We start from the raw sequence: 17,107 nt of genomic DNA on the forward strand, positions 1-17,107 counted from the left end.
AGCATGAAATCACTATTTGACATCGTATCCAGACAGTGTGCTATGACCGTGACCAAGTCATATAGTACTTCCTTTTCGAGTGCTACAAAAATGTTGTCACCTATCATTAGACAGGATATTTATAATATATATGGCTTTGTACGATTTGCCGATGAAATCGTAGATTCTTTTCATGATTATGATAAAGATGTCCTTTTTGAGCGGTTTGAACAAGATTTAGCGTACGCACTCACAGACAAGATAAGTTTAAACCCAATCCTGAATGCCTTTCAAGAAACGGTGCACAAATATAAGATAGAAAGACATCTTATTGATTCTTTTATGAAAAGTATGCGCTTAGACCTAACAAAATCTCAGTACTTAACAGATGAAGAGTATAAAGAGTATATCTATGGCTCTGCAGATGTGGTAGGATTGATGTGTCTTACAGTTTTTGTAAAAGGGGATAAAGAACGTTACGAAGAACTCAAGGAAAGCGCTATGAGTCTAGGATCTGCTTTTCAAAAAGTAAATTTCCTAAGAGACTTGAAAGCTGATTTTGAAGGATTAAGTAGAACGTACTTTCCTGATACAAATCTTCTTGATCTTGATGAAGAATCAAAACAACGCATCATTAAAGAAATTGAAGGAGATTTTGAAAAAGGACTCGCAGGCATTCACCAACTTCCTATAGAAGCAAAATTTGGAGTCTATGCCGCCTATAGATATTATAAAAAACTACTGACCAAATTAAAACGCGTGCCTTCATCTGAAATTAAAAATAGCAGAATACGTGTTCCAGACCACGTAAAAGTGAGCCTCTTAGCACGTAGCTATGTAAAATATCGTCTCAATCTTATTTAAGTTTATACAATGCAAACCCTACTTTGGATCTCAATTTTTCTCCTCACCTTTTGTATTATGGAATTTATGGCGTGGGCAACGCATAAATATGTAATGCATGGATTTATGTGGTCTGTACACAAGGACCACCATCACAAAAAACACGACTCGTGGTGGGAGCGCAATGACCTATTTTTTATTTTTTACGCTCTCGTTAGTATTGGTTGCTTTCTATTATGGCAATACGAAGGCTTCTGGGCAGGACTGCCTATAGGATTAGGTATTTTTGCTTATGGAATCGCATACTTTATGGTGCATGATATTTTTATTCATCAGCGATTTAAACTATTTAGAAATGCAAATGGATGGTACGGAAAAGCGCTAAGACGCGCACATAAAATGCATCATAAGCATTTGGGTAAAGACGATGGAGAATCGTTTGGAATGCTATTTCCTCCTATAAAGTACTTCAAACAAGCCAAAGCACAAGTAAAGAAATAAAAAAGTAATATTATTTGCTAGTATAGTAGAGAATTGATACTCTTGAATAGCAGATACAGAAAAGGTTATTTAAAACACAAAAATGCCTGTAGCGATGAAGTTACAGGCATTTTTTATGATTTTTTCTTAAGAATCGTCACCACAGGTGTATACATCGGGACACGCTATGTAAAAACGACAATAGAAAGGTCCCGTTACACGAGCCGCACAGTCACAGCCGCATTTTGATAAATCTGGCTCACCGCTTATACCTCCTACAATGTCTTTTTGTTGTTTACTGTTTAAAATACTAGCACCAGTAATTGCTTTTAATTTTTTCATAATATTATGATTTTAAGGTTGATATAAAGTTACATACTATTTGTTATAAATCATAATAGAAAGAAAAACAATTTATTTTTTTGTCTAAATTCACAAAACAGACACAGGCGCTAAGGACTATATCTCCTTGTATTTCCTGACAATTCGCGACATTCTCGATACCAGCTCAAAATACCACACTGAGTAATCTAGAGACAAAAAAACACCTGTCATAGAGTTACAACAGGTGTTTTCCTAGTCTAGGCTTTAAACTATTTTAACATGTATATACTTGAGGACAGGCTATGTAGAAGGAACAGTAAAATGGGCCGGTCACTCTTCCTGCACAATCACAACCACATAACGATAAATCTACATTACCCCCTAAGCCGCCTGCTCCTGCTTGAATATTTTTCTGTTGTTTGTTGTTTAAAACAGTTGCTCCTAAAATCGATTTTAGTTTTTTCATAATATTTTGGTTTTAAGGTTTTTATAAAGTTACGCACTATTTATTAAATAGAAAAGAAAACGATATTCATTTTGTTTTTTGTAAGCTCTACCCCTTTCGTAGGCTATTGCTTATTCGTAAGTTTGTAGGATGCAATATACGTCGTTGGTTACAGGAGGCGCAGGCTTTATAGGCTCCCATGTCGTCACTCATCTCATTCAACCAGGTCATACCGTGGTGGTGCTAGATGACTTATCAGGTGGGTTTCAAGAGAACATACACCCAAAAGCGATTTTCAAACAGGGCTCGATTACAGACACATCATTGGTAAACAGCCTTTTTGAAACCTATGCTTTTGATTATGTCTATCATCTAGCCGCTTATGCCGCCGAAGGACTTAGCCATTTTATCCGAAAATTCAATTACCAAAACAACCTGATCGGGAGTATTAATCTAATCAACGCCTCGGTGAATCATAACATCAAATGCTTTGTCTTCACCTCTTCTATTGCAGTGTATGGAGACCAAGAACTTCCCTTAAAAGAAGCTCAAAAACCTCAACCTGAAGATCCGTATGGGATTGCCAAATATGCCGTAGAGTTAGATCTTGAAAATGCACAGAAACTATTCGGTTTAAATTACATCATTTTCAGGCCACATAACGTATATGGACCTCATCAAAATATCGGTGATAAGTACCGTAATGTCGTGGGTATTTTCATGAATCAGCTCTTAAAAAAGAAATCTTTGACCGTTTTTGGCGATGGCAACCAGAGCCGGGCGTTTACCTATATAGACGATGTGGCGCCGTATATGGCAAATAGCCCCGCTTTCGCGAAAGCGTATAATCAAACCTTTAACATAGGAAGCGACTTACCTACAACCGTAAATGAGCTAGCACACGAAATTGCCTCGGTCATGAAAACCGAAGCACACATCCATCACTTAGAACAACGCGAAGAAGTCGTACATGCTTACTCCGACCATGCCAAATTCAAGGCTATTTTTAACCCCACACCCGAAGTCCCCCTTTCTAAAGGACTCGCCAAAATGGCAAATTGGGTAACCACCCATGGTGCTAGAGAAAGTAGTACTTTTGAAAACATAGAAATCACTAAAAACCTTCCTGAGTCTTGGCAGTAAACCCACCCCTCGTTTCCATCATAATGGCTGTAAAAGATACCGCTCCGTATCTGCATGACTGTATCAATTCGATCATCAATCAGACGTATCAAAACTGGGAACTCATTGCTGTCAATGATCATAGTACCGATGCAACCCCTGAGATTTTGGCCGCTTTCGCGAAAGCGGACCCAAGAATACGCGTATTTCATAGCGACATCCCAAAGTTAATTCCCACCCTTCAGCGAGGGTATCGGGAAGTCAAAGGCACGCTCATCAATCGCATGGATAGTGACGATAAAATGCCTGATTACAAAATCCAAGTCCTCGTAGACGAATGGCACAAACACGGAAAAGGGCACGTCATCGCTGGAGGCACCGAACATTTTGTGGACGAAGGCGAAGTGGGCGATGGTTTTTTACGCTACGAACGCTGGCTCAATGAAGTGGCGCGAACGAGTACGCACTACCAACAAATATATAAGGAATGTGTGATTCCGTCGCATTGCTGGTTGCTTCATAAAGAAGACCTGGACGCTGTTGGAGCTTTTGACCCGATCATCTATCCTGAGGATTACGATCTCTGTTTTAGGATGTATCGTCATGGCTTAAAAATCATAGGTATTGATTACATCTTACACCACTGGCGCGATCGTTCTAACCGAATCTCGCGTACGTGGGATGAGTATAAAGACAACCGCTATTTTGACTTAAAAATGCGTTTCTTTTATGAAATTGACCGTGATTATAGCAGGCCGTTAGTACTTTGGGGCGCTGGACGTAATGGAAAGGACATGGCAAAGATCTTACAATCCTATAAAGATACCTTTCATTGGGTGTCCAATAACCAAAAACAAATAGGTAAAGATATTTATGGTGTACGGATGCAATCTTTTAAAGACATTCCATCCATCAAGAACTCTCAAATTTTAATCGTGGTTTCTTCCCCTGATGGAAAAAAAGAGATTCAAGCACTATTGGATACATGGGGTAAAAAACCCATATCAGACTATTGGTTTTTTGCGTAAACAAGCGGTTAGCCTTTAGCTATCAGTCGTTAGACATTAGCTATTATCAATAGTTGGTGTAGCTAATTATGTTGGTCTTTGACTTCAATTTCGTTTTCAACTTCAGTTTCGACTTCAAATCATGTGATTTCTCGTCACTACGTTTCCCTCGAAATGACGAATCCATCAACTTCTCAATACACAAACTCGGTGACTTCGGTACGATTTTCTTTGAAAATCACTCAGTCTCCTAGCAGTAGTACAATTTAAGCACCTATACTTCTTTTAATCTTTTAAACACATAAACTCTTAAACTTCACAGCATCTCTACTCACCAACTCCCCGTTTTCGCGAAAGCGGGAAAATCCATATTTATTTCCTAATTTAGGAGAATCAAAATCCTTTTCCTATGCAAATTAAAGAATCTCCAGATGTATATGATGTCATTATCGTAGGCTCTGGTGCGGGGGGCGGTATGGCTACCAAACAACTCGCTGATGCTGGTTTTAATGTCGCTGTGGTGGAGGCAGGTCCGTTTTTTGACCCTGCAGATCCAAAAACCATGACGCAAATGAAATGGCCACATGCCTCGCCACGTCGAGGTGCAGGGACCACAAGACCCTTTGGCGAATTTGATATGGCATATGGCGGTTGGGAAATAGAAGGTGAACCATACACCCATGAGCCAGGCACCGATTTTCGATGGTTTCGATCACACATGCTCGGTGGTCGTACCAATCATTGGGGGCGAATTTCCCTTCGTTTTGGCCCTAAAGATTTTAAAGGAAAAACACGTGATGGATATGGAGAAGACTGGCCAATAGGCTATGAGGATGTCAAACCGTATTATGATAAAGTAGATAAATTAATTGGTGTTTTTGGCACCAATGAAGGTCTAGAAAATGATCCTGATGGCTTCTTTTTACCGCCTCCTAAACCAAGACTACACGAACTTTTTTACATACAAGGCGCTAGAAAATCGGGGGTCCCTGTGATTCCGAGTAGGATGTCCATGCTCACCAAACGTATTAATAATGACCGCGGGGTATGCTTTTATTGCGGGCAATGTGCGCGATCATGTTCTGTGTACGCTGATTTTTCTTCAGGAAGCTGTCTTATTTTTCCCGCTCAAAAAAGCGGTGGGAAAGTCCGCTTATACACCAATTGCGTGGTACGTGAAGTTACGACCAATGAAGAAGGAAAAGCAACGGGAGTTTCATACATTAGTAAAGATGATAGAAGAGAATATAAATTAAAAGCGCGTGTTGTAGTACTAGCGGCTTCTGCTTGTAGCTCTGCACGGATCTTATTAAATAGTAAAAGCCCTCAGCATCCCAACGGACTCGGAAATAGTTCGGATGTGGTGGGTAAATATTTACATGACTCTACAGGCTCTAGCCGTGCTGGTTTTATTCCGCAGTTAATGAATAGAAAGCCTTCGTATAACGAAGATGGTGTGGGTGGATTACACGTGTATTCGCCTTGGTGGGGCGATAATTCTAAATTAGACTTCCCTAGAGGGTATCATATTGAAGTCTGGGGCGGTATGGGTATGCCTAGTTATGGTTTTGGCTTTAATGCGAATGAGTTCAATAAATTCTTTGGCACCAAAGTAGGCGGTTATGGCGATGTGTTACGAGATGATGTAAAAAAATATTATGGCGCTGTCGTCGGAATGGCAGGTCGTGGCGAGGGAATTGCGCGTAAAGATAATTACTGTGAGATTGATGAAACAACGGTAGATCAATTTGGAATTCCTGTGTTGAAATTCAATTATAAATGGAGTGATTTAGAGCGCAAACAAGCGACCCACATGCAGCAAACGTTTGAAGAAATTATCCATAATATGGGAGGGCAAGTATTAGGCGATCGACCAGGAGGGCCTGATAATGGTCTCAATAAACCTGGGGAGATTATACACGAAGTGGGAACCACTCGTATGGGGAATGACCCTAAAACGAGTGTCACCAACAAGTTTAATCAGTTGCATGATGTGGACAATGTGTTTATCGTAGATGCAGGGCCTTTTGTCTCACAAGCAGATAAAAACTGTACGTGGACGATCCTAGCGCTTTCGTGGAGAGCATCGGATTATATTATTGAGCAGTTGAAACAGCAGAATATATAGGGAAGTTGAAATCGAAATCGAAGTTGAAGTTGAAATTACCCGCTCCTGCCTGCCGGCGAGGCAGGTTCGCGAAAGCGAATAACGCATATTAAAATTGATAAAGTTTACTATTTAAAAGATACCTGCTGGAGTCAAGGGTAGTTTATAAAAATGAGATATCCGCCTGTAGATTGGACAGGAGATCTTAAAGAAAATCAAAGGGTTGAGATCACTATTTTGAAGGCTTAAATAAGTAAGCATTTATACAATAGAGAACGTAAAAGAGAATATAGTTTAATTTTAAAAGATACCCGCCTGAGTTAAAGGGTAGTTTATAACAATGAGATACCCGCCTTCGCGGGTATTAAATGAAAAGATATGGACAGAAGAAAAAGTATACAAACTATGATATTGGGCGCAGGGGCCATAAGCCTTGGGCTACATAGCTGTGTGGGCGAAGGAGAGCCTGCATTGGAAGAACAAATTATTGAGAGTGCTGACGGCTATTTTGGACGAACGCCTGAAGAGTTGGAACGTATTGAAAAACTAAATGCGGAACAGCTTTTTAATGAGCATGAGTTAGAAACCATCGCAGTATTGAGCGAAGTGATTCTCCCACCAAAACCTGAGGTTGGCGGTCCGCTAGAAGCAGGTGTCCCCGCCTTTATCGAGTTTATCGGGAAAGATATGCCTCGGATGCAAAATACGTTATTAGGCGGTTTTCTTTGGCTTGATAATCAGGCATTGGAGATGTTTGATACAGATTTTAAGTCTTTGGAACTTTCACAACAAAAACAGCTTCTCGACCCTATTGCTTTTTATGATCCAGAAGTTCCATCGCGTAAACGTCCTTTTGAAATTCAATGGTTTAGTCTGATGCGTAATCTTACCTTGACAGGCTATTATACCTCTGAGTGGGGGATCAAAGATTTAGGCTACAAAGGAAATCAGCCCAATGTGTGGGATGGCGTACCCCAAGATGTGCTCGACCAACATGGGGTAGCCTATGACCCTGAATGGATCGCAAAATGTATTAATCAGGATACCAGAGGTGATATTGCTACATGGGATGAAGATGGGAATTTGCTGACATAGGTTTACTTAAAACACACCAAAAAACGAAAAAGCCTTTTCCCTGATCCTGAAGAGCCTTTTTTTTCAAAAAGGGAAACAAAAACGCTACGCTTACGTCATATTTGACAGAAATATTATGAAAATTAATATTGTTACCAATCATTTTAAAAAAGCAACACGGTTTTTAAATGTTTCATTACTGATTTTCTGTCTGTTCATGCTTATTTCTTTCATATCACTATGGTTCTCTAATAGCGAGCTCACAAAAAGTGTTTTTGCTATTTTTATACTTGCAAGTGGAGTTATGATATTGATCGCTGTTTTCCTTCTAATACTTAGAAAAACTCTCAAAAAAACGATAGAAGTGAGTATAGATCAAATAGAAACCTTATTTGTTAACTCTAAAGTCGATGTAAGTCAAATCAAAGAAAAAGAAGAAATAGCGTATTTCGGAAATAGTCTCGAAATAAGTAATTATCCGAAAAACTATGAACTTACAAACACAACTACTTTTGAATTATTGAAAAACAATGACACTAGTAAAGTTACGAACACTTCTGTAAAAAGTAAGGTTTTAGATGTTCCTCCTAAAGAAGTATTTAGGAGTGTTCTAGAAGCTTTGCATGGATGGGATTAAAACTCACATTGTCTTGAGCACTTTTATAAACTCAATCCGATACTAGCCGAAGGAAAATCGAAAAAACAAAAAACCTTTTCCCTGATCCTTAAGGGTCGATTTTTTATTCTTTTCTTTTTTTCATTGCCAAAAAAAGAAATCGAAGATTCACGAAATCCTTTAAAGAATAATATAATCCAGTAAGCTAAACAAAAAATGCTAGGCTTGCGAAACCTTGTCTAAATTTATTGTTCAATCCCTGAATTTCAGAAACTCGCTACGCTCAGACAGTCTGAAATTCTACGGAATTTTCACTTCAAATTTTACGACAATTTTGCGAGATCCAAAAAAGCATTATTTAATGTAAATTTACACAGCTTTTAAGATAATATCAAACATATGAGGATTGGGAAATGAAAATTTGGTAGTATTTTGAAAATCTCAAATAATTACTAATGCTCAACATCGTTCTCATCCACCCAGAAATACCGAATAACACAGGAAACATAGGCAGGCTTGCCTTGGGGTCAGGATGTAAATTACATCTTGTCAAACCTTTTGGTTTTGAAATAGACGATACCCGACTTAAACGTGCGGGACTGGATTACTGGCAACATCTGGATGTACAGTATTATGAGAGTATCGATGATTTTTTTGATAAAAATACTTCTAAGAAATTTGCCTTTCTCTCTAGTCACGGTACCAAATCACATTATGAGATTCCGTTTGAGAATGATTTGTTTCTCGTCTTTGGAAAAGAATCGAAAGGATTACCGGCTGAAATCACCTCAACGTATCAGAATCAATTGTATACCATCCCGATGTTTAGCGAACACATACGCAGCTTTAATCTAGCGAATGCGGTTGGAATTGTAGTGTATGAGGGGATTCGACAGTTGTCTAAACAATAATTGCCTTAGCTATCATACTTAATCGTTTTTACATTAATTCCAAAACTAAATATTATCATCTATTTCTCTCGTTTTAACCCAAGATGAATAAGCGCCTAAAAAAAAGTCCGATAGGAACACAAAGAGCAAAGAGTTGATGATATTCACTTAATAAAATTGATTCTGAAATAAAGGATACTGCCATAAAGAAGCCGGCCACCATACCAAAAATTGAGAAAAATTTATTCCCAAACCTCTCAAAAGATCTACCAAAGCGATCATTAGTTCTCCCCATGATGGTTGAAGTACTTTTAAAGAACCAATAATACATATGATATCCCCCATTAATAGCAATAAACGTAAAAACCCTTTCAATGACATCCATTTCCCAAGCAAAAAAGAAGAAAAGCATAGAGAGCATAAGATTCAAATAACCGAATCTTTTATAATAGTACTTAATTCTATTTCTATCTAGATTAAGCATAACAAACACCTACAACGTAACCACTGTAAACGCTTCATTGATAGGCTCTAAAGCCTCCACCAACGCAGGAATCAGGTCGGTTCCAAACTCCAAATAGAATTCGGCGAAATTGGTATTGCGCTCTTGCAAACTGTGTAATGGAAAAACAGCATTTTGCACGTCGACTACGCGTTGTACGTGATCTCGTAATTTACGTTTTTGAGCGAGGAGCAATCGCTGTTCTAAATGATCTAAACCTTTAAGTTGTTTGACCTCTTGTGCTTTGACCGCGCCTATAAAAGAAGCATCCGTTTCGGCAGCAAGGGTATACATGGACTTGAACTGCTCTTTAAGATGCGTGCGTTGCTCAGAAAAATCAATATCAATATTTGAAATCGCCCGAATCTTTTGATTTACTAATTCGTTTTGTTTTAAGAACAATTGTGGGATGGTAATATCCAGTGCTTCTGTTTTTTTCTTGTGCTTCTCGGTGCGGATCAACGCTGAGTTCCTGAGAAGCAACATCGGGAAAGGCACGCGCATGGCTTCAAAGCACGATTTTAATTGAAACCAATACGCTAATTCTCCGCCTCCACCAATGTAGGTGAGATTCGGTAAAATTACTTCTTGGTACAATGGACGTAACAAGGCGTTAGGAGAGAAACGTTCAGGGTATGTATTCAATTCTTCACGAATTTCGCTTTCGCTAAAACGGATCGCTGTGTTATTTACCACAAAATCGGCACCATCTCTGATGATGCGCTCTCGAATTCCCTTGGTGATATAAAACAAATTAATTTCTCTTGGATGTACTTGTTCTGGATACCCTAGTGCTGTAAGTGCTTCGGTTTGTGAAGTGACCTCTTTATGCGCGACTTCTTCAAATAATTCTCGCTCAACATAGGGCGCAAATACGGTTTTTAAATCAGCATCATTCCCGTCTACGATCACGAGACCATAGTCCTTAAAAAGTTCGTTGGCTAAGTATCTCGTAGCATCAGTAAGGTTGGTGTGTTTGATATAAGCTTCTTCAAAAAGCAAGGCTAAATACTGCGCATTCTTTGATGATCCTAATGCAGTTCTGAATAACTCCAATACAGCCTCAAGACCTTCGGTTGAGAGTTCGCCTACAGCACCACCATCTTCTCGATTCCATTGAATTTTGGAGCCTTTAAATCGGAAGTAATTGATTTCGTCAAAGTCGTGATCTTCGGTTGCCATCCAGTATGCGGGAACAAAATCATAGTGGGGGTGTTGTTGGGTTAGCTTTCGCGAAAGCGTAATCGTGTGAATTATCTTATATAAAAAATACAGTGGCCCCGTAAAGAGATTGAGTTGATGTCCGGTCGTGATCGTGAAGGTAGTGTCCTCGTTTAATTTTTCTATGTGAAGCTTCGTTACATCCGAAACATCTGTTTGTGCATATTGTTTTTGCAAAGACGATACTAGCACACGCCTTGAATCTTCTGAAAACCATGCCTGTTTTTCTTTGATTTGTGCTTCAAAATTTTCTAATGAAGGAAACCGATGGTAAAAAGGAGCGACGTTTGAATCCTGATCCAAATAGTGACAAATAAGTTTTGAGAAATATCCAGTTTGAGAATATGCGATAGTGTCTTTTTGCATGTGGGTCTTACAATTTCCTTCCAAAAATAGGTGTTTTATCAATGATTACATAATATGCTTTCTCTTAATCTATCGACAAAAAACAGAGTTACATCTACGAAAAACATACGGTTTTACCGTACATCGGTAAAATTGCATTTTTCATCTAAAAGTTATGTTTATTCTTTGTTTCTAGCGTTTTACCACCTAAATTAGGTATTCAAAATTGTCAAAAAATGCAACGTTTATCCTTTCTCTTATTTGCTGTTATTCTTTTTAGCACAGCATCTGCGTATAGCCAAGTAATTATTGATACGTCTTTAAATAACTCTGAGAGGATGCATGAGATAGCGACACATCAAAATTCAGCTATTAAAAGTAACATATTGGTAAAGAGCAAAGAAGCCTCTCCATTGGAAACAGAAGAAATGTCTTTATCAATGATCCGTGTGCACAGCGCTGCAGAAACAAAGCCTTTAAAATCTGGATCTTATATCTGGAATGGGAAACAATGGAAAGTAATTGATGCTTTTATCATTGCGCTTACTAAGGGAATTGCTTAACGTAAGACTTCTCGTATCAAAATCACTTTATGTTATCATTTTAATAGCTCTAAGCTAGTAGAAATGTTGCTGTAACACACATGACGTTGCACTTCTTTAGGAGTTCTTTACAAAGCTTAAAATTGTCTAAAAAGACTGAATTATTTTTTTTATAATAGGTATCTTTAAGGCTTTTATCTTAAAGATATTTTTATGCGTCATTTATCCTTTTTTCTTTTATTCCTTACAGGAATACTTCAAGCACAAGTGCAATCTCCATCCGATTTTTTAGGGTATGAAATTGGCACTCAATTTTCACGCCACTCAGATGTAGTACGTTATTTTGAACATGTAGCCCAAAACAGTGATTTGGTTACGTATCAAGAATACGGTCGTACCAATGAGCGTCGACCGCTTACATACGCAGTAGTTACCTCAAAAGCAAATCATGACAATCTTGAAAACATTCGAACAGCCAATCTTGCCCAAGCGGGTATAGGTAGTTCTTCACAAACAACAGCAGATAAAGCCATTGTTTGGTTATCATACAATGTTCATGGGAATGAAGCTTCTAGTACAGAGGCTTCTATGGTGACACTCTATGAATTGATTACTAGCAAAAAAGCATGGTTAGAGAATACAGTGGTGATTATTGATCCGTGTATCAATCCCGATGGACGTGACCGTTATGCCAACTGGTTTAATCAGGTAGCATCAACACCTTACGATCCTTCTCAAGTGGCTTCAGAGCACAATGAGCCTTGGCCGGGAGGGCGTCCTAATCATTATTTATTTGATCTCAACCGCGACTGGGCATGGGCTACACAAGTGGAGTCTCAAGCACGTTTAAAAGTATATAATCAGTGGTTACCACACGTTCATGTTGATTTCCACGAACAAGGAATTAATGAGCCGTATTATTTTGCACCTGCTGCGGAGCCTTTTCATGAAATCATCTCTGATTGGCAACGTGATTTTCAAACGCAAATAGGTCAGAATCATGCACGTTACTTTGATAAAGAAGGCTGGTTATTCTTCACGCGTGAGCGGTTTGACTTACTCTATCCTAGCTACGGAGACACCTACCCTACGTATATGGGAGCCATAGGAATGACCTATGAGCAAGCAGGTCATGGTCGTGCAGGACTTGGCATTAATAATGACGAAGGTTTTGAGCTTACCCTTGTAGATCGCGTAGCGCATCACAAAACAACTGGGCTTTCTACCGTAGAAATTTCTTCAAAAACAGCTTCAAAAATCAATAGGGAGTTTGCTAAGTTTTTTGATAATCGCAATTTAAAATACAAAAGCTATGTGTTAAAAGGTACACAGGACAACCTCGCAGCATTGGCTACTTTGCTAGATCGTCATGAGATCAAATACGAATTTGCCATCAATGGAAAAGCCACTGGTTTTAGCTATACCAAAAACGATCAAGGCAGCATGAGTTATGATCTTGCCATGGTGATTCATACAGATCAGCCAAAGGGAAAAATGGTCAAAGTATTATTAGAGCCAGATGCAGAACTATCGACACCACTTACGTATGATATTACTGCCTGGAGTTTACCACACGCGTATGGACTTGATGCGATTGCAAGTACCACAAAAGTGAGCACAAACAGCGGAAACCCTTTTTCTAAGGTGATCAATCAACAGCGTATGGATGCGCCTGGTTACCTAGCAAAATGGAACAGTATGGAGGATGCAAAATTCCTCGCTGGCTTATTAAAAGCAGGTATCAAAGTTCGCTTTACAGAAAAACCGATGACTAATGGAGGTCAGAAATATGACCGTGGTACGCTGATTATTACAAAAAGTGACAACAAAAACAATGAAAATTTTGTAGATCATCTTTACAAAATTGCAGATGCAAACAGCCGAAAATTAACTCCAGCAACCTCTAGTTTTTCAGATGCTGGTCCTGATTTTGGTTCGCCAGACATAAAATTAGTGAATCCACCAAAAATTGCCTTATTGAAAGGAGATGGAACTTCTTCTTTAAGTTACGGAGCAACTTGGTACTATTTTGAGCAAACGCTAGGATATCCTGTCACCTCTATAGAAGCAGATCGTATAGGACGCACAGATCTAGATGATTTTGATATCATCATCATGCCAAGTGGTTGGTATGGAAGTGTTTTGAATGAAGGTACACTCTCTAAAGTGCAAAGCTTTGTACGCGGTGGTGGAAAAATCATTGCAATAGACAGAGCATTAGGTGCTTTTGCTGGAAAAAGCGGTTTTAGCTTAAAGCAAAATACAACTCCTGACGATAAAAAGGAAGAGAAAGAAAACTTAACTCCTTATGCCGAACGTGAAGAAGCCAGCGTGACCAACTTTATCACAGGAAGTATTTTTAAAACAAAAGTAGACCCAACACATCCTATGGCTTTTGGGTACGGAGATACGTATTACAGTTTAAAATTAGGAAGTAGTTCTTATAAACACCTAGATAGTGGCTTTAATGTTGCTTACATCACAGACGACGTGACGAATGTCGCTGGATTTGCTGGTGATAATGCCAAATCAAAACTTGGAAAATCATTGGTCTTTGGAGAAGAGCGCATGGGACGCGGAAGCATCATTTATATGGTGGATGACCCATTATTCCGTGGATTCTGGCAAAATGGAAAATTGTTTTTTGCCAATGCGATTTTCTTTACGAATAATAATGCGTTTAGACTTTAATACTAGAGAGAACAGGATATTTCGATAATTTTAAAATGCACTATTATTTGTACTTTATATGTGACAAATAATAGTGCATTTTTGCCTTTATACGCTTTCGCGAAAGCGTACTTATACCATTTATCTTTTGAACTTACTGGTACTTATTCTGATTGTAATGCTTCTTGTATTTTTTTGGCTTCTTTATAATTGTAGTGATCCGGATTACTCACAATTAGTGAAAGCATTTCTTCTGCTTTTTCGGCATTATCTACTCTGAGGTATAACAGCAGTTTATACCAGTATCCATAGGAACTTTGAAGAGTATTAGTTGCAATTAGCCTATCGTAGGTTTGGTGTGCTTTCTCTAAGCTATCTACCTGAAAGTAAGAAGCTCCGAGATATATCAGCCCATATGAATAATAAGGATCATTAGGCGCTATGGTATCTTCAAAATAATCTATGGCTTCCTTATATTTTTGAGAAAGGTATAGTGATTCTCCAGTTATAAGGTTGGATTGTGAATCTCCTTTTTCTCGTAAAGAGGGTAAATTTTCCCAATTCGCATATTGATCATAGTAGCTTTCTGATTGTGAGTTGATTAAAAAAGGAAGGGCACACAATAAAAGTACGGCTGCGGCAATCGCAATTCGGTAATATACATGTCGATCTTGCTTTTTGTTTGTGGGATTATTTTTATAGTCAGTACCGACCTCTTTGATTGTAGTTGAGATCTGCACATAAGTGTTGCTTTTTAGTGTTGCTTTTAATTGTTGTAACTCTTTATTGGTAGGATCATTTTCTAACGTTGCCCAATCTTTTTCTCCTAGAGAATCGCGTAAGGATTCTTGGAGTAGCACATCTTCTTGCAAGATTTTATCGCTAGCTAATTTTTCTTTAAAAATAGCTAGAGCTTCCTGAGACAAGGTTCCTTGTATATATGCCTCTATTTCTTGTTGTCTTTTATCTTCAAAAAATTCACTCATCTTTTAATTTACGATATCTACGATCTTCTTTTATTAACTGGATAATCTTTGCTTTACATTTAAATACGCGCTGTCTTACAGTATTGATGGATGTGTATTTTAATTCCTGAAGTATTTCTTCATAACTCATTCCATTAAAATAACTTCCCAAGACCTCTTTACAATTGGGAGATAGCAATTGAAATTTCTCTTGATAAAACTCTAATCTTTTTTGTTCCAAATAAAACAATCCTAGGTCTGTTTCTTTATCTACATAGTGTATTGTATCAATATTTATTACCCCTTTTTTTTTGTTTTTCAGAATCCTTCGCCAAATATTTTTACATATAGTAAAAAAGTAAGCTTCAAAAGAGACGATCTTTAATGGACTTTCTTTATGCTTGACGATAAGGTACATCAAACTATCATGGAAGACATCGTGTACATCTTCTTCTTTTCCCTTGTTATTAAGAACAAATGATTTTACTTTGGGAAAAAAAGCTTGATAAATACTCGCTACTACTTTTCTATCATTATGTATTAATCCATTCAAATACTTTTCAGTTTCATCCATAGATTATATTATACGGTTCGAAAAAATTCTTTAAATTAATATGGGTAATACATTTTAATTAATACCACTATAAAGTAAGAGTAACTCTTTTTATTAATTTTAAGACCATAAAGATGAAAAAAATAATTGGTAGTTTTTTAATTGTCACAATTTTATTGATTGCCTCTTGTTCCAAGGTTGATGAAAACCTTGAGGAGAGCATTCCTGTAGAAGCAAACTACAAATCACAATATACTTCAGCAAGTTCTCCGAAATATTCTACCCGAGAACTTATTATTCAATTCAAAAAAAACACGCCTCTTAGAAAAAAAGCCGCCTTAAGACAACAATTTCAAGTGGTAGATTATGAAGTGTGTGCACATTGTGATGGCACTTTTGAAAAGTGGGATTTTGGACCTGGAATAGATTTAGAAAACAAATTTGGATCGGTAAGCTCTGGGAGTGGAGGTGCAGAGAGTATTGAGAATGTAATCATAGAGTTTAGTTTTGAAAATGATGTAGAGATTCCTTACCTCACAGGAGGTACTGGCAACACTTATGACACGGAACACATTGCCTCTAATAACAGTAATGATAATACAGTAACTATTGCTGTCTTAGATTCTGGAATTGATGTTCACTATCCTACTTTTGACTCAAGTCCTTTCTTGTATGATGCCGCTCCCTTAGGGATACCTGGTGTATATTCTGGTTGGGACTATGTAAATGAAGACAACAATTGCTATGATGATTACATTCAAGTTCACGGCACTGCAGTAAGCACCATGATTTATGAATCACTCAATTATGCTGAGGTTCCGTTTCAGTTATTACCTGTAAAAATAGCCGATCAGGATGGCGAAGTCAGTATATTTAATATGTTATGTGGGATGCTATTTTCGTTACCTAAAGCAGATATTGTTCAAATAAGTGCTGGATGGTATGATGATATAAATGCAAACCCTTTTACAACGAGCGTTTTTTTAGACCTATTGTCACAATATGAAAATGTGCTCGTTGTTACCTCAGCTGGAAATTCTTCCAATGATAATGACGGTAACATTGCGCATTATCCTTCAAATTTTTCTGCCATGACCTCTAATGTCATTGCTGTTGGTGCAACCAATGAAGAAGTTACGGATGCTGCTTATTTTACAAATTATGGAAGGAATACCGTAGATTTTATGTCTAAAGGAACGAATCTCCCTTTTGTAAATACTATTGGACAAAGTGTGCCTATTTCTGGAACTTCATTTTCAGCACCTTTGGTAACTGCTGTAGCGGCTAAACTACTTTATGGCTCTGGTATGACGTATACACCAATAGAGATCAAGGAACAATTAGATGCAGGTGGAATACCTGTTTTCTACACAAAACAAACGATCTACAATAAATACATTACACCACTATATTAGTGAGATA

Annotated in this window: 17 protein-coding genes; 11 read left to right on the forward strand and 6 right to left on the reverse strand. The window is 38.0% G+C overall.

Translation table 11 applies throughout. The features are described 5' to 3' along the window. The first annotated feature begins 3 nt into the window (after positions 1–3). Positions 4–843, forward strand: coding sequence for a phytoene/squalene synthase family protein (locus ACFO3O_RS03740; protein WP_379977160.1), 840 nt, complete (start codon positions 4–6; stop codon positions 841–843). A gap of 9 nt (positions 844–852) precedes the next feature. Next, positions 853–1,323, forward strand: coding sequence for a sterol desaturase family protein (locus ACFO3O_RS03745; protein ID WP_379977161.1), 471 nt, complete (start codon positions 853–855; stop codon positions 1,321–1,323). A 126-nt stretch (positions 1,324–1,449) separates the two neighbouring features. Here ACFO3O_RS03745 and ACFO3O_RS03750 read toward each other — a convergent pair whose 3' ends face one another. Both ACFO3O_RS03750 and ACFO3O_RS03755 read right to left on the reverse strand, forming a co-directional pair. Then, a complete protein-coding gene (locus tag ACFO3O_RS03750; RefSeq protein WP_379977162.1) occupies positions 1,450–1,644 on the reverse strand; it encodes a hypothetical protein in 195 nt (64 codons plus the stop codon). Positions 1,645–1,900: 256 nt separating this feature from the next. Continuing rightward, positions 1,901–2,092 carry a hypothetical protein gene (locus tag ACFO3O_RS03755; protein ID WP_379977163.1) on the reverse strand — a complete coding sequence of 64 codons (192 nt, stop codon included), beginning with the start codon at positions 2,090–2,092 and terminating at the stop codon, positions 1,901–1,903. A gap of 129 nt (positions 2,093–2,221) precedes the next feature. Here ACFO3O_RS03755 and ACFO3O_RS03760 point away from each other — a divergent pair, with 129 nt between their 5' ends. From ACFO3O_RS03760 to ACFO3O_RS03785, 6 genes are all read left to right on the forward strand, one after another. Next, positions 2,222–3,214, forward strand: coding sequence for an NAD-dependent epimerase/dehydratase family protein (locus ACFO3O_RS03760; protein WP_379977164.1), 993 nt, complete (start codon positions 2,222–2,224; stop codon positions 3,212–3,214). Further along, a complete protein-coding gene (locus ACFO3O_RS03765) occupies positions 3,205–4,221 on the forward strand; it encodes a glycosyltransferase family 2 protein (protein WP_379977165.1) in 1,017 nt (338 codons plus the stop codon). Before ACFO3O_RS03760 ends, ACFO3O_RS03765 begins: the two co-directional genes overlap by 10 nt. A 388-nt stretch (positions 4,222–4,609) precedes the next feature. Beyond that, positions 4,610–6,328: a GMC family oxidoreductase gene (locus ACFO3O_RS03770; protein ID WP_379977166.1), complete on the forward strand. Its 1,719-nt coding sequence runs from the start codon at positions 4,610–4,612 to the stop codon at positions 6,326–6,328. 357 nt (positions 6,329–6,685) lie between these two features. Beyond that, positions 6,686–7,402: a gluconate 2-dehydrogenase subunit 3 family protein gene (locus ACFO3O_RS03775; RefSeq protein ID WP_379977167.1), complete on the forward strand. Its 717-nt coding sequence runs from the start codon at positions 6,686–6,688 to the stop codon at positions 7,400–7,402. A 115-nt stretch (positions 7,403–7,517) separates the two neighbouring features. After that, positions 7,518–8,018: a hypothetical protein gene (locus tag ACFO3O_RS03780; protein WP_379977168.1), complete on the forward strand. Its 501-nt coding sequence runs from the start codon at positions 7,518–7,520 to the stop codon at positions 8,016–8,018. Positions 8,019–8,452: 434 nt separating this feature from the next. Next, positions 8,453–8,908: a tRNA (cytidine(34)-2'-O)-methyltransferase gene (locus ACFO3O_RS03785; RefSeq protein ID WP_379977169.1), complete on the forward strand. Its 456-nt coding sequence runs from the start codon at positions 8,453–8,455 to the stop codon at positions 8,906–8,908. A 73-nt stretch (positions 8,909–8,981) separates the two neighbouring features. Here ACFO3O_RS03785 and ACFO3O_RS03790 read toward each other — a convergent pair whose 3' ends face one another. Both ACFO3O_RS03790 and bshC read right to left on the reverse strand, forming a co-directional pair. Beyond that, complete coding sequence (locus ACFO3O_RS03790; RefSeq protein ID WP_379977170.1) at positions 8,982–9,317, reverse strand: hypothetical protein; 336 nt, start codon at positions 9,315–9,317, stop codon at positions 8,982–8,984. A 63-nt stretch (positions 9,318–9,380) separates the two neighbouring features. After that, positions 9,381–10,976, reverse strand: a complete 1,596-nt coding sequence (gene bshC, locus ACFO3O_RS03795; RefSeq protein ID WP_379977171.1) for a bacillithiol biosynthesis cysteine-adding enzyme BshC — start codon at positions 10,974–10,976, stop codon at positions 9,381–9,383. A 215-nt stretch (positions 10,977–11,191) separates the two neighbouring features. Here bshC and ACFO3O_RS03800 point away from each other — a divergent pair, with 215 nt between their 5' ends. Together ACFO3O_RS03800 and ACFO3O_RS03805 are read left to right on the forward strand one after the other, a co-directional pair. Further along, positions 11,192–11,518, forward strand: coding sequence for a hypothetical protein (locus ACFO3O_RS03800; protein ID WP_379977172.1), 327 nt, complete (start codon positions 11,192–11,194; stop codon positions 11,516–11,518). Positions 11,519–11,710: 192 nt separating this feature from the next. Next, a complete protein-coding gene (locus tag ACFO3O_RS03805) occupies positions 11,711–14,188 on the forward strand; it encodes a M14 family metallopeptidase (protein ID WP_379977173.1) in 2,478 nt (825 codons plus the stop codon). A 143-nt stretch (positions 14,189–14,331) separates the two neighbouring features. Here the strand turns inward: ACFO3O_RS03805 and ACFO3O_RS03810 are convergent, their stop codons facing one another. Then, positions 14,332–15,153, reverse strand: a complete 822-nt coding sequence (locus ACFO3O_RS03810) for a tetratricopeptide repeat protein (RefSeq protein ID WP_379977174.1) — start codon at positions 15,151–15,153, stop codon at positions 14,332–14,334. Next, positions 15,146–15,706 (reverse strand): RNA polymerase sigma factor, encoded by a 561-nt coding sequence (locus ACFO3O_RS03815; RefSeq protein WP_379977175.1) that lies wholly within the window; start codon positions 15,704–15,706, stop codon positions 15,146–15,148. Before ACFO3O_RS03815 ends, ACFO3O_RS03810 begins: the two co-directional genes overlap by 8 nt. 113 nt (positions 15,707–15,819) lie before the next feature. Between ACFO3O_RS03815 and ACFO3O_RS03820 the strand changes: the two genes are divergently transcribed. After that, positions 15,820–17,100: a S8 family peptidase gene (locus ACFO3O_RS03820; RefSeq protein ID WP_379977176.1), complete on the forward strand. Its 1,281-nt coding sequence runs from the start codon at positions 15,820–15,822 to the stop codon at positions 17,098–17,100. Positions 17,101–17,107: the final 7 nt, after the last annotated feature.

Origin of the sequence: Dokdonia ponticola, from assembly GCF_042653865.1 — a bacterium.
GTDB lineage: Bacteria > Bacteroidota > Bacteroidia > Flavobacteriales > Flavobacteriaceae > Dokdonia > Dokdonia ponticola.

Excerpts from the sequence above, each read along its gene's own strand:
- ACFO3O_RS03745 (WP_379977161.1), top strand. The coding sequence starts at position 853 with ATGCAAACCCTACTTTGGATCTCAATTTTTCTCCTCACCTTTTGTATT.
- ACFO3O_RS03760 (WP_379977164.1), top strand. The coding sequence starts at position 2,222 with ATGCAATATACGTCGTTGGTTACAGGAGGCGCAGGCTTTATAGGCTCC.
- ACFO3O_RS03755 (WP_379977163.1), bottom strand. The coding sequence starts at position 2,092 with ATGAAAAAACTAAAATCGATTTTAGGAGCAACTGTTTTAAACAACAAA.
- ACFO3O_RS03805 (WP_379977173.1), top strand. The coding sequence starts at position 11,711 with ATGCGTCATTTATCCTTTTTTCTTTTATTCCTTACAGGAATACTTCAA.
- ACFO3O_RS03740 (WP_379977160.1), top strand. The coding sequence starts at position 4 with ATGAAATCACTATTTGACATCGTATCCAGACAGTGTGCTATGACCGTG.
- ACFO3O_RS03775 (WP_379977167.1), top strand. The coding sequence starts at position 6,686 with ATGGACAGAAGAAAAAGTATACAAACTATGATATTGGGCGCAGGGGCC.
- ACFO3O_RS03815 (WP_379977175.1), bottom strand. The coding sequence starts at position 15,706 with ATGGATGAAACTGAAAAGTATTTGAATGGATTAATACATAATGATAGA.
- ACFO3O_RS03820 (WP_379977176.1), top strand. The coding sequence starts at position 15,820 with ATGAAAAAAATAATTGGTAGTTTTTTAATTGTCACAATTTTATTGATT.
- ACFO3O_RS03770 (WP_379977166.1), top strand. The coding sequence starts at position 4,610 with ATGCAAATTAAAGAATCTCCAGATGTATATGATGTCATTATCGTAGGC.
- ACFO3O_RS03800 (WP_379977172.1), top strand. The coding sequence starts at position 11,192 with ATGCAACGTTTATCCTTTCTCTTATTTGCTGTTATTCTTTTTAGCACA.
- ACFO3O_RS03810 (WP_379977174.1), bottom strand. The coding sequence starts at position 15,153 with ATGAGTGAATTTTTTGAAGATAAAAGACAACAAGAAATAGAGGCATAT.
- ACFO3O_RS03750 (WP_379977162.1), bottom strand. The coding sequence starts at position 1,644 with ATGAAAAAATTAAAAGCAATTACTGGTGCTAGTATTTTAAACAGTAAA.
- ACFO3O_RS03785 (WP_379977169.1), top strand. The coding sequence starts at position 8,453 with ATGCTCAACATCGTTCTCATCCACCCAGAAATACCGAATAACACAGGA.
- ACFO3O_RS03780 (WP_379977168.1), top strand. The coding sequence starts at position 7,518 with ATGAAAATTAATATTGTTACCAATCATTTTAAAAAAGCAACACGGTTT.
- bshC (WP_379977171.1), bottom strand. The coding sequence starts at position 10,976 with ATGCAAAAAGACACTATCGCATATTCTCAAACTGGATATTTCTCAAAA.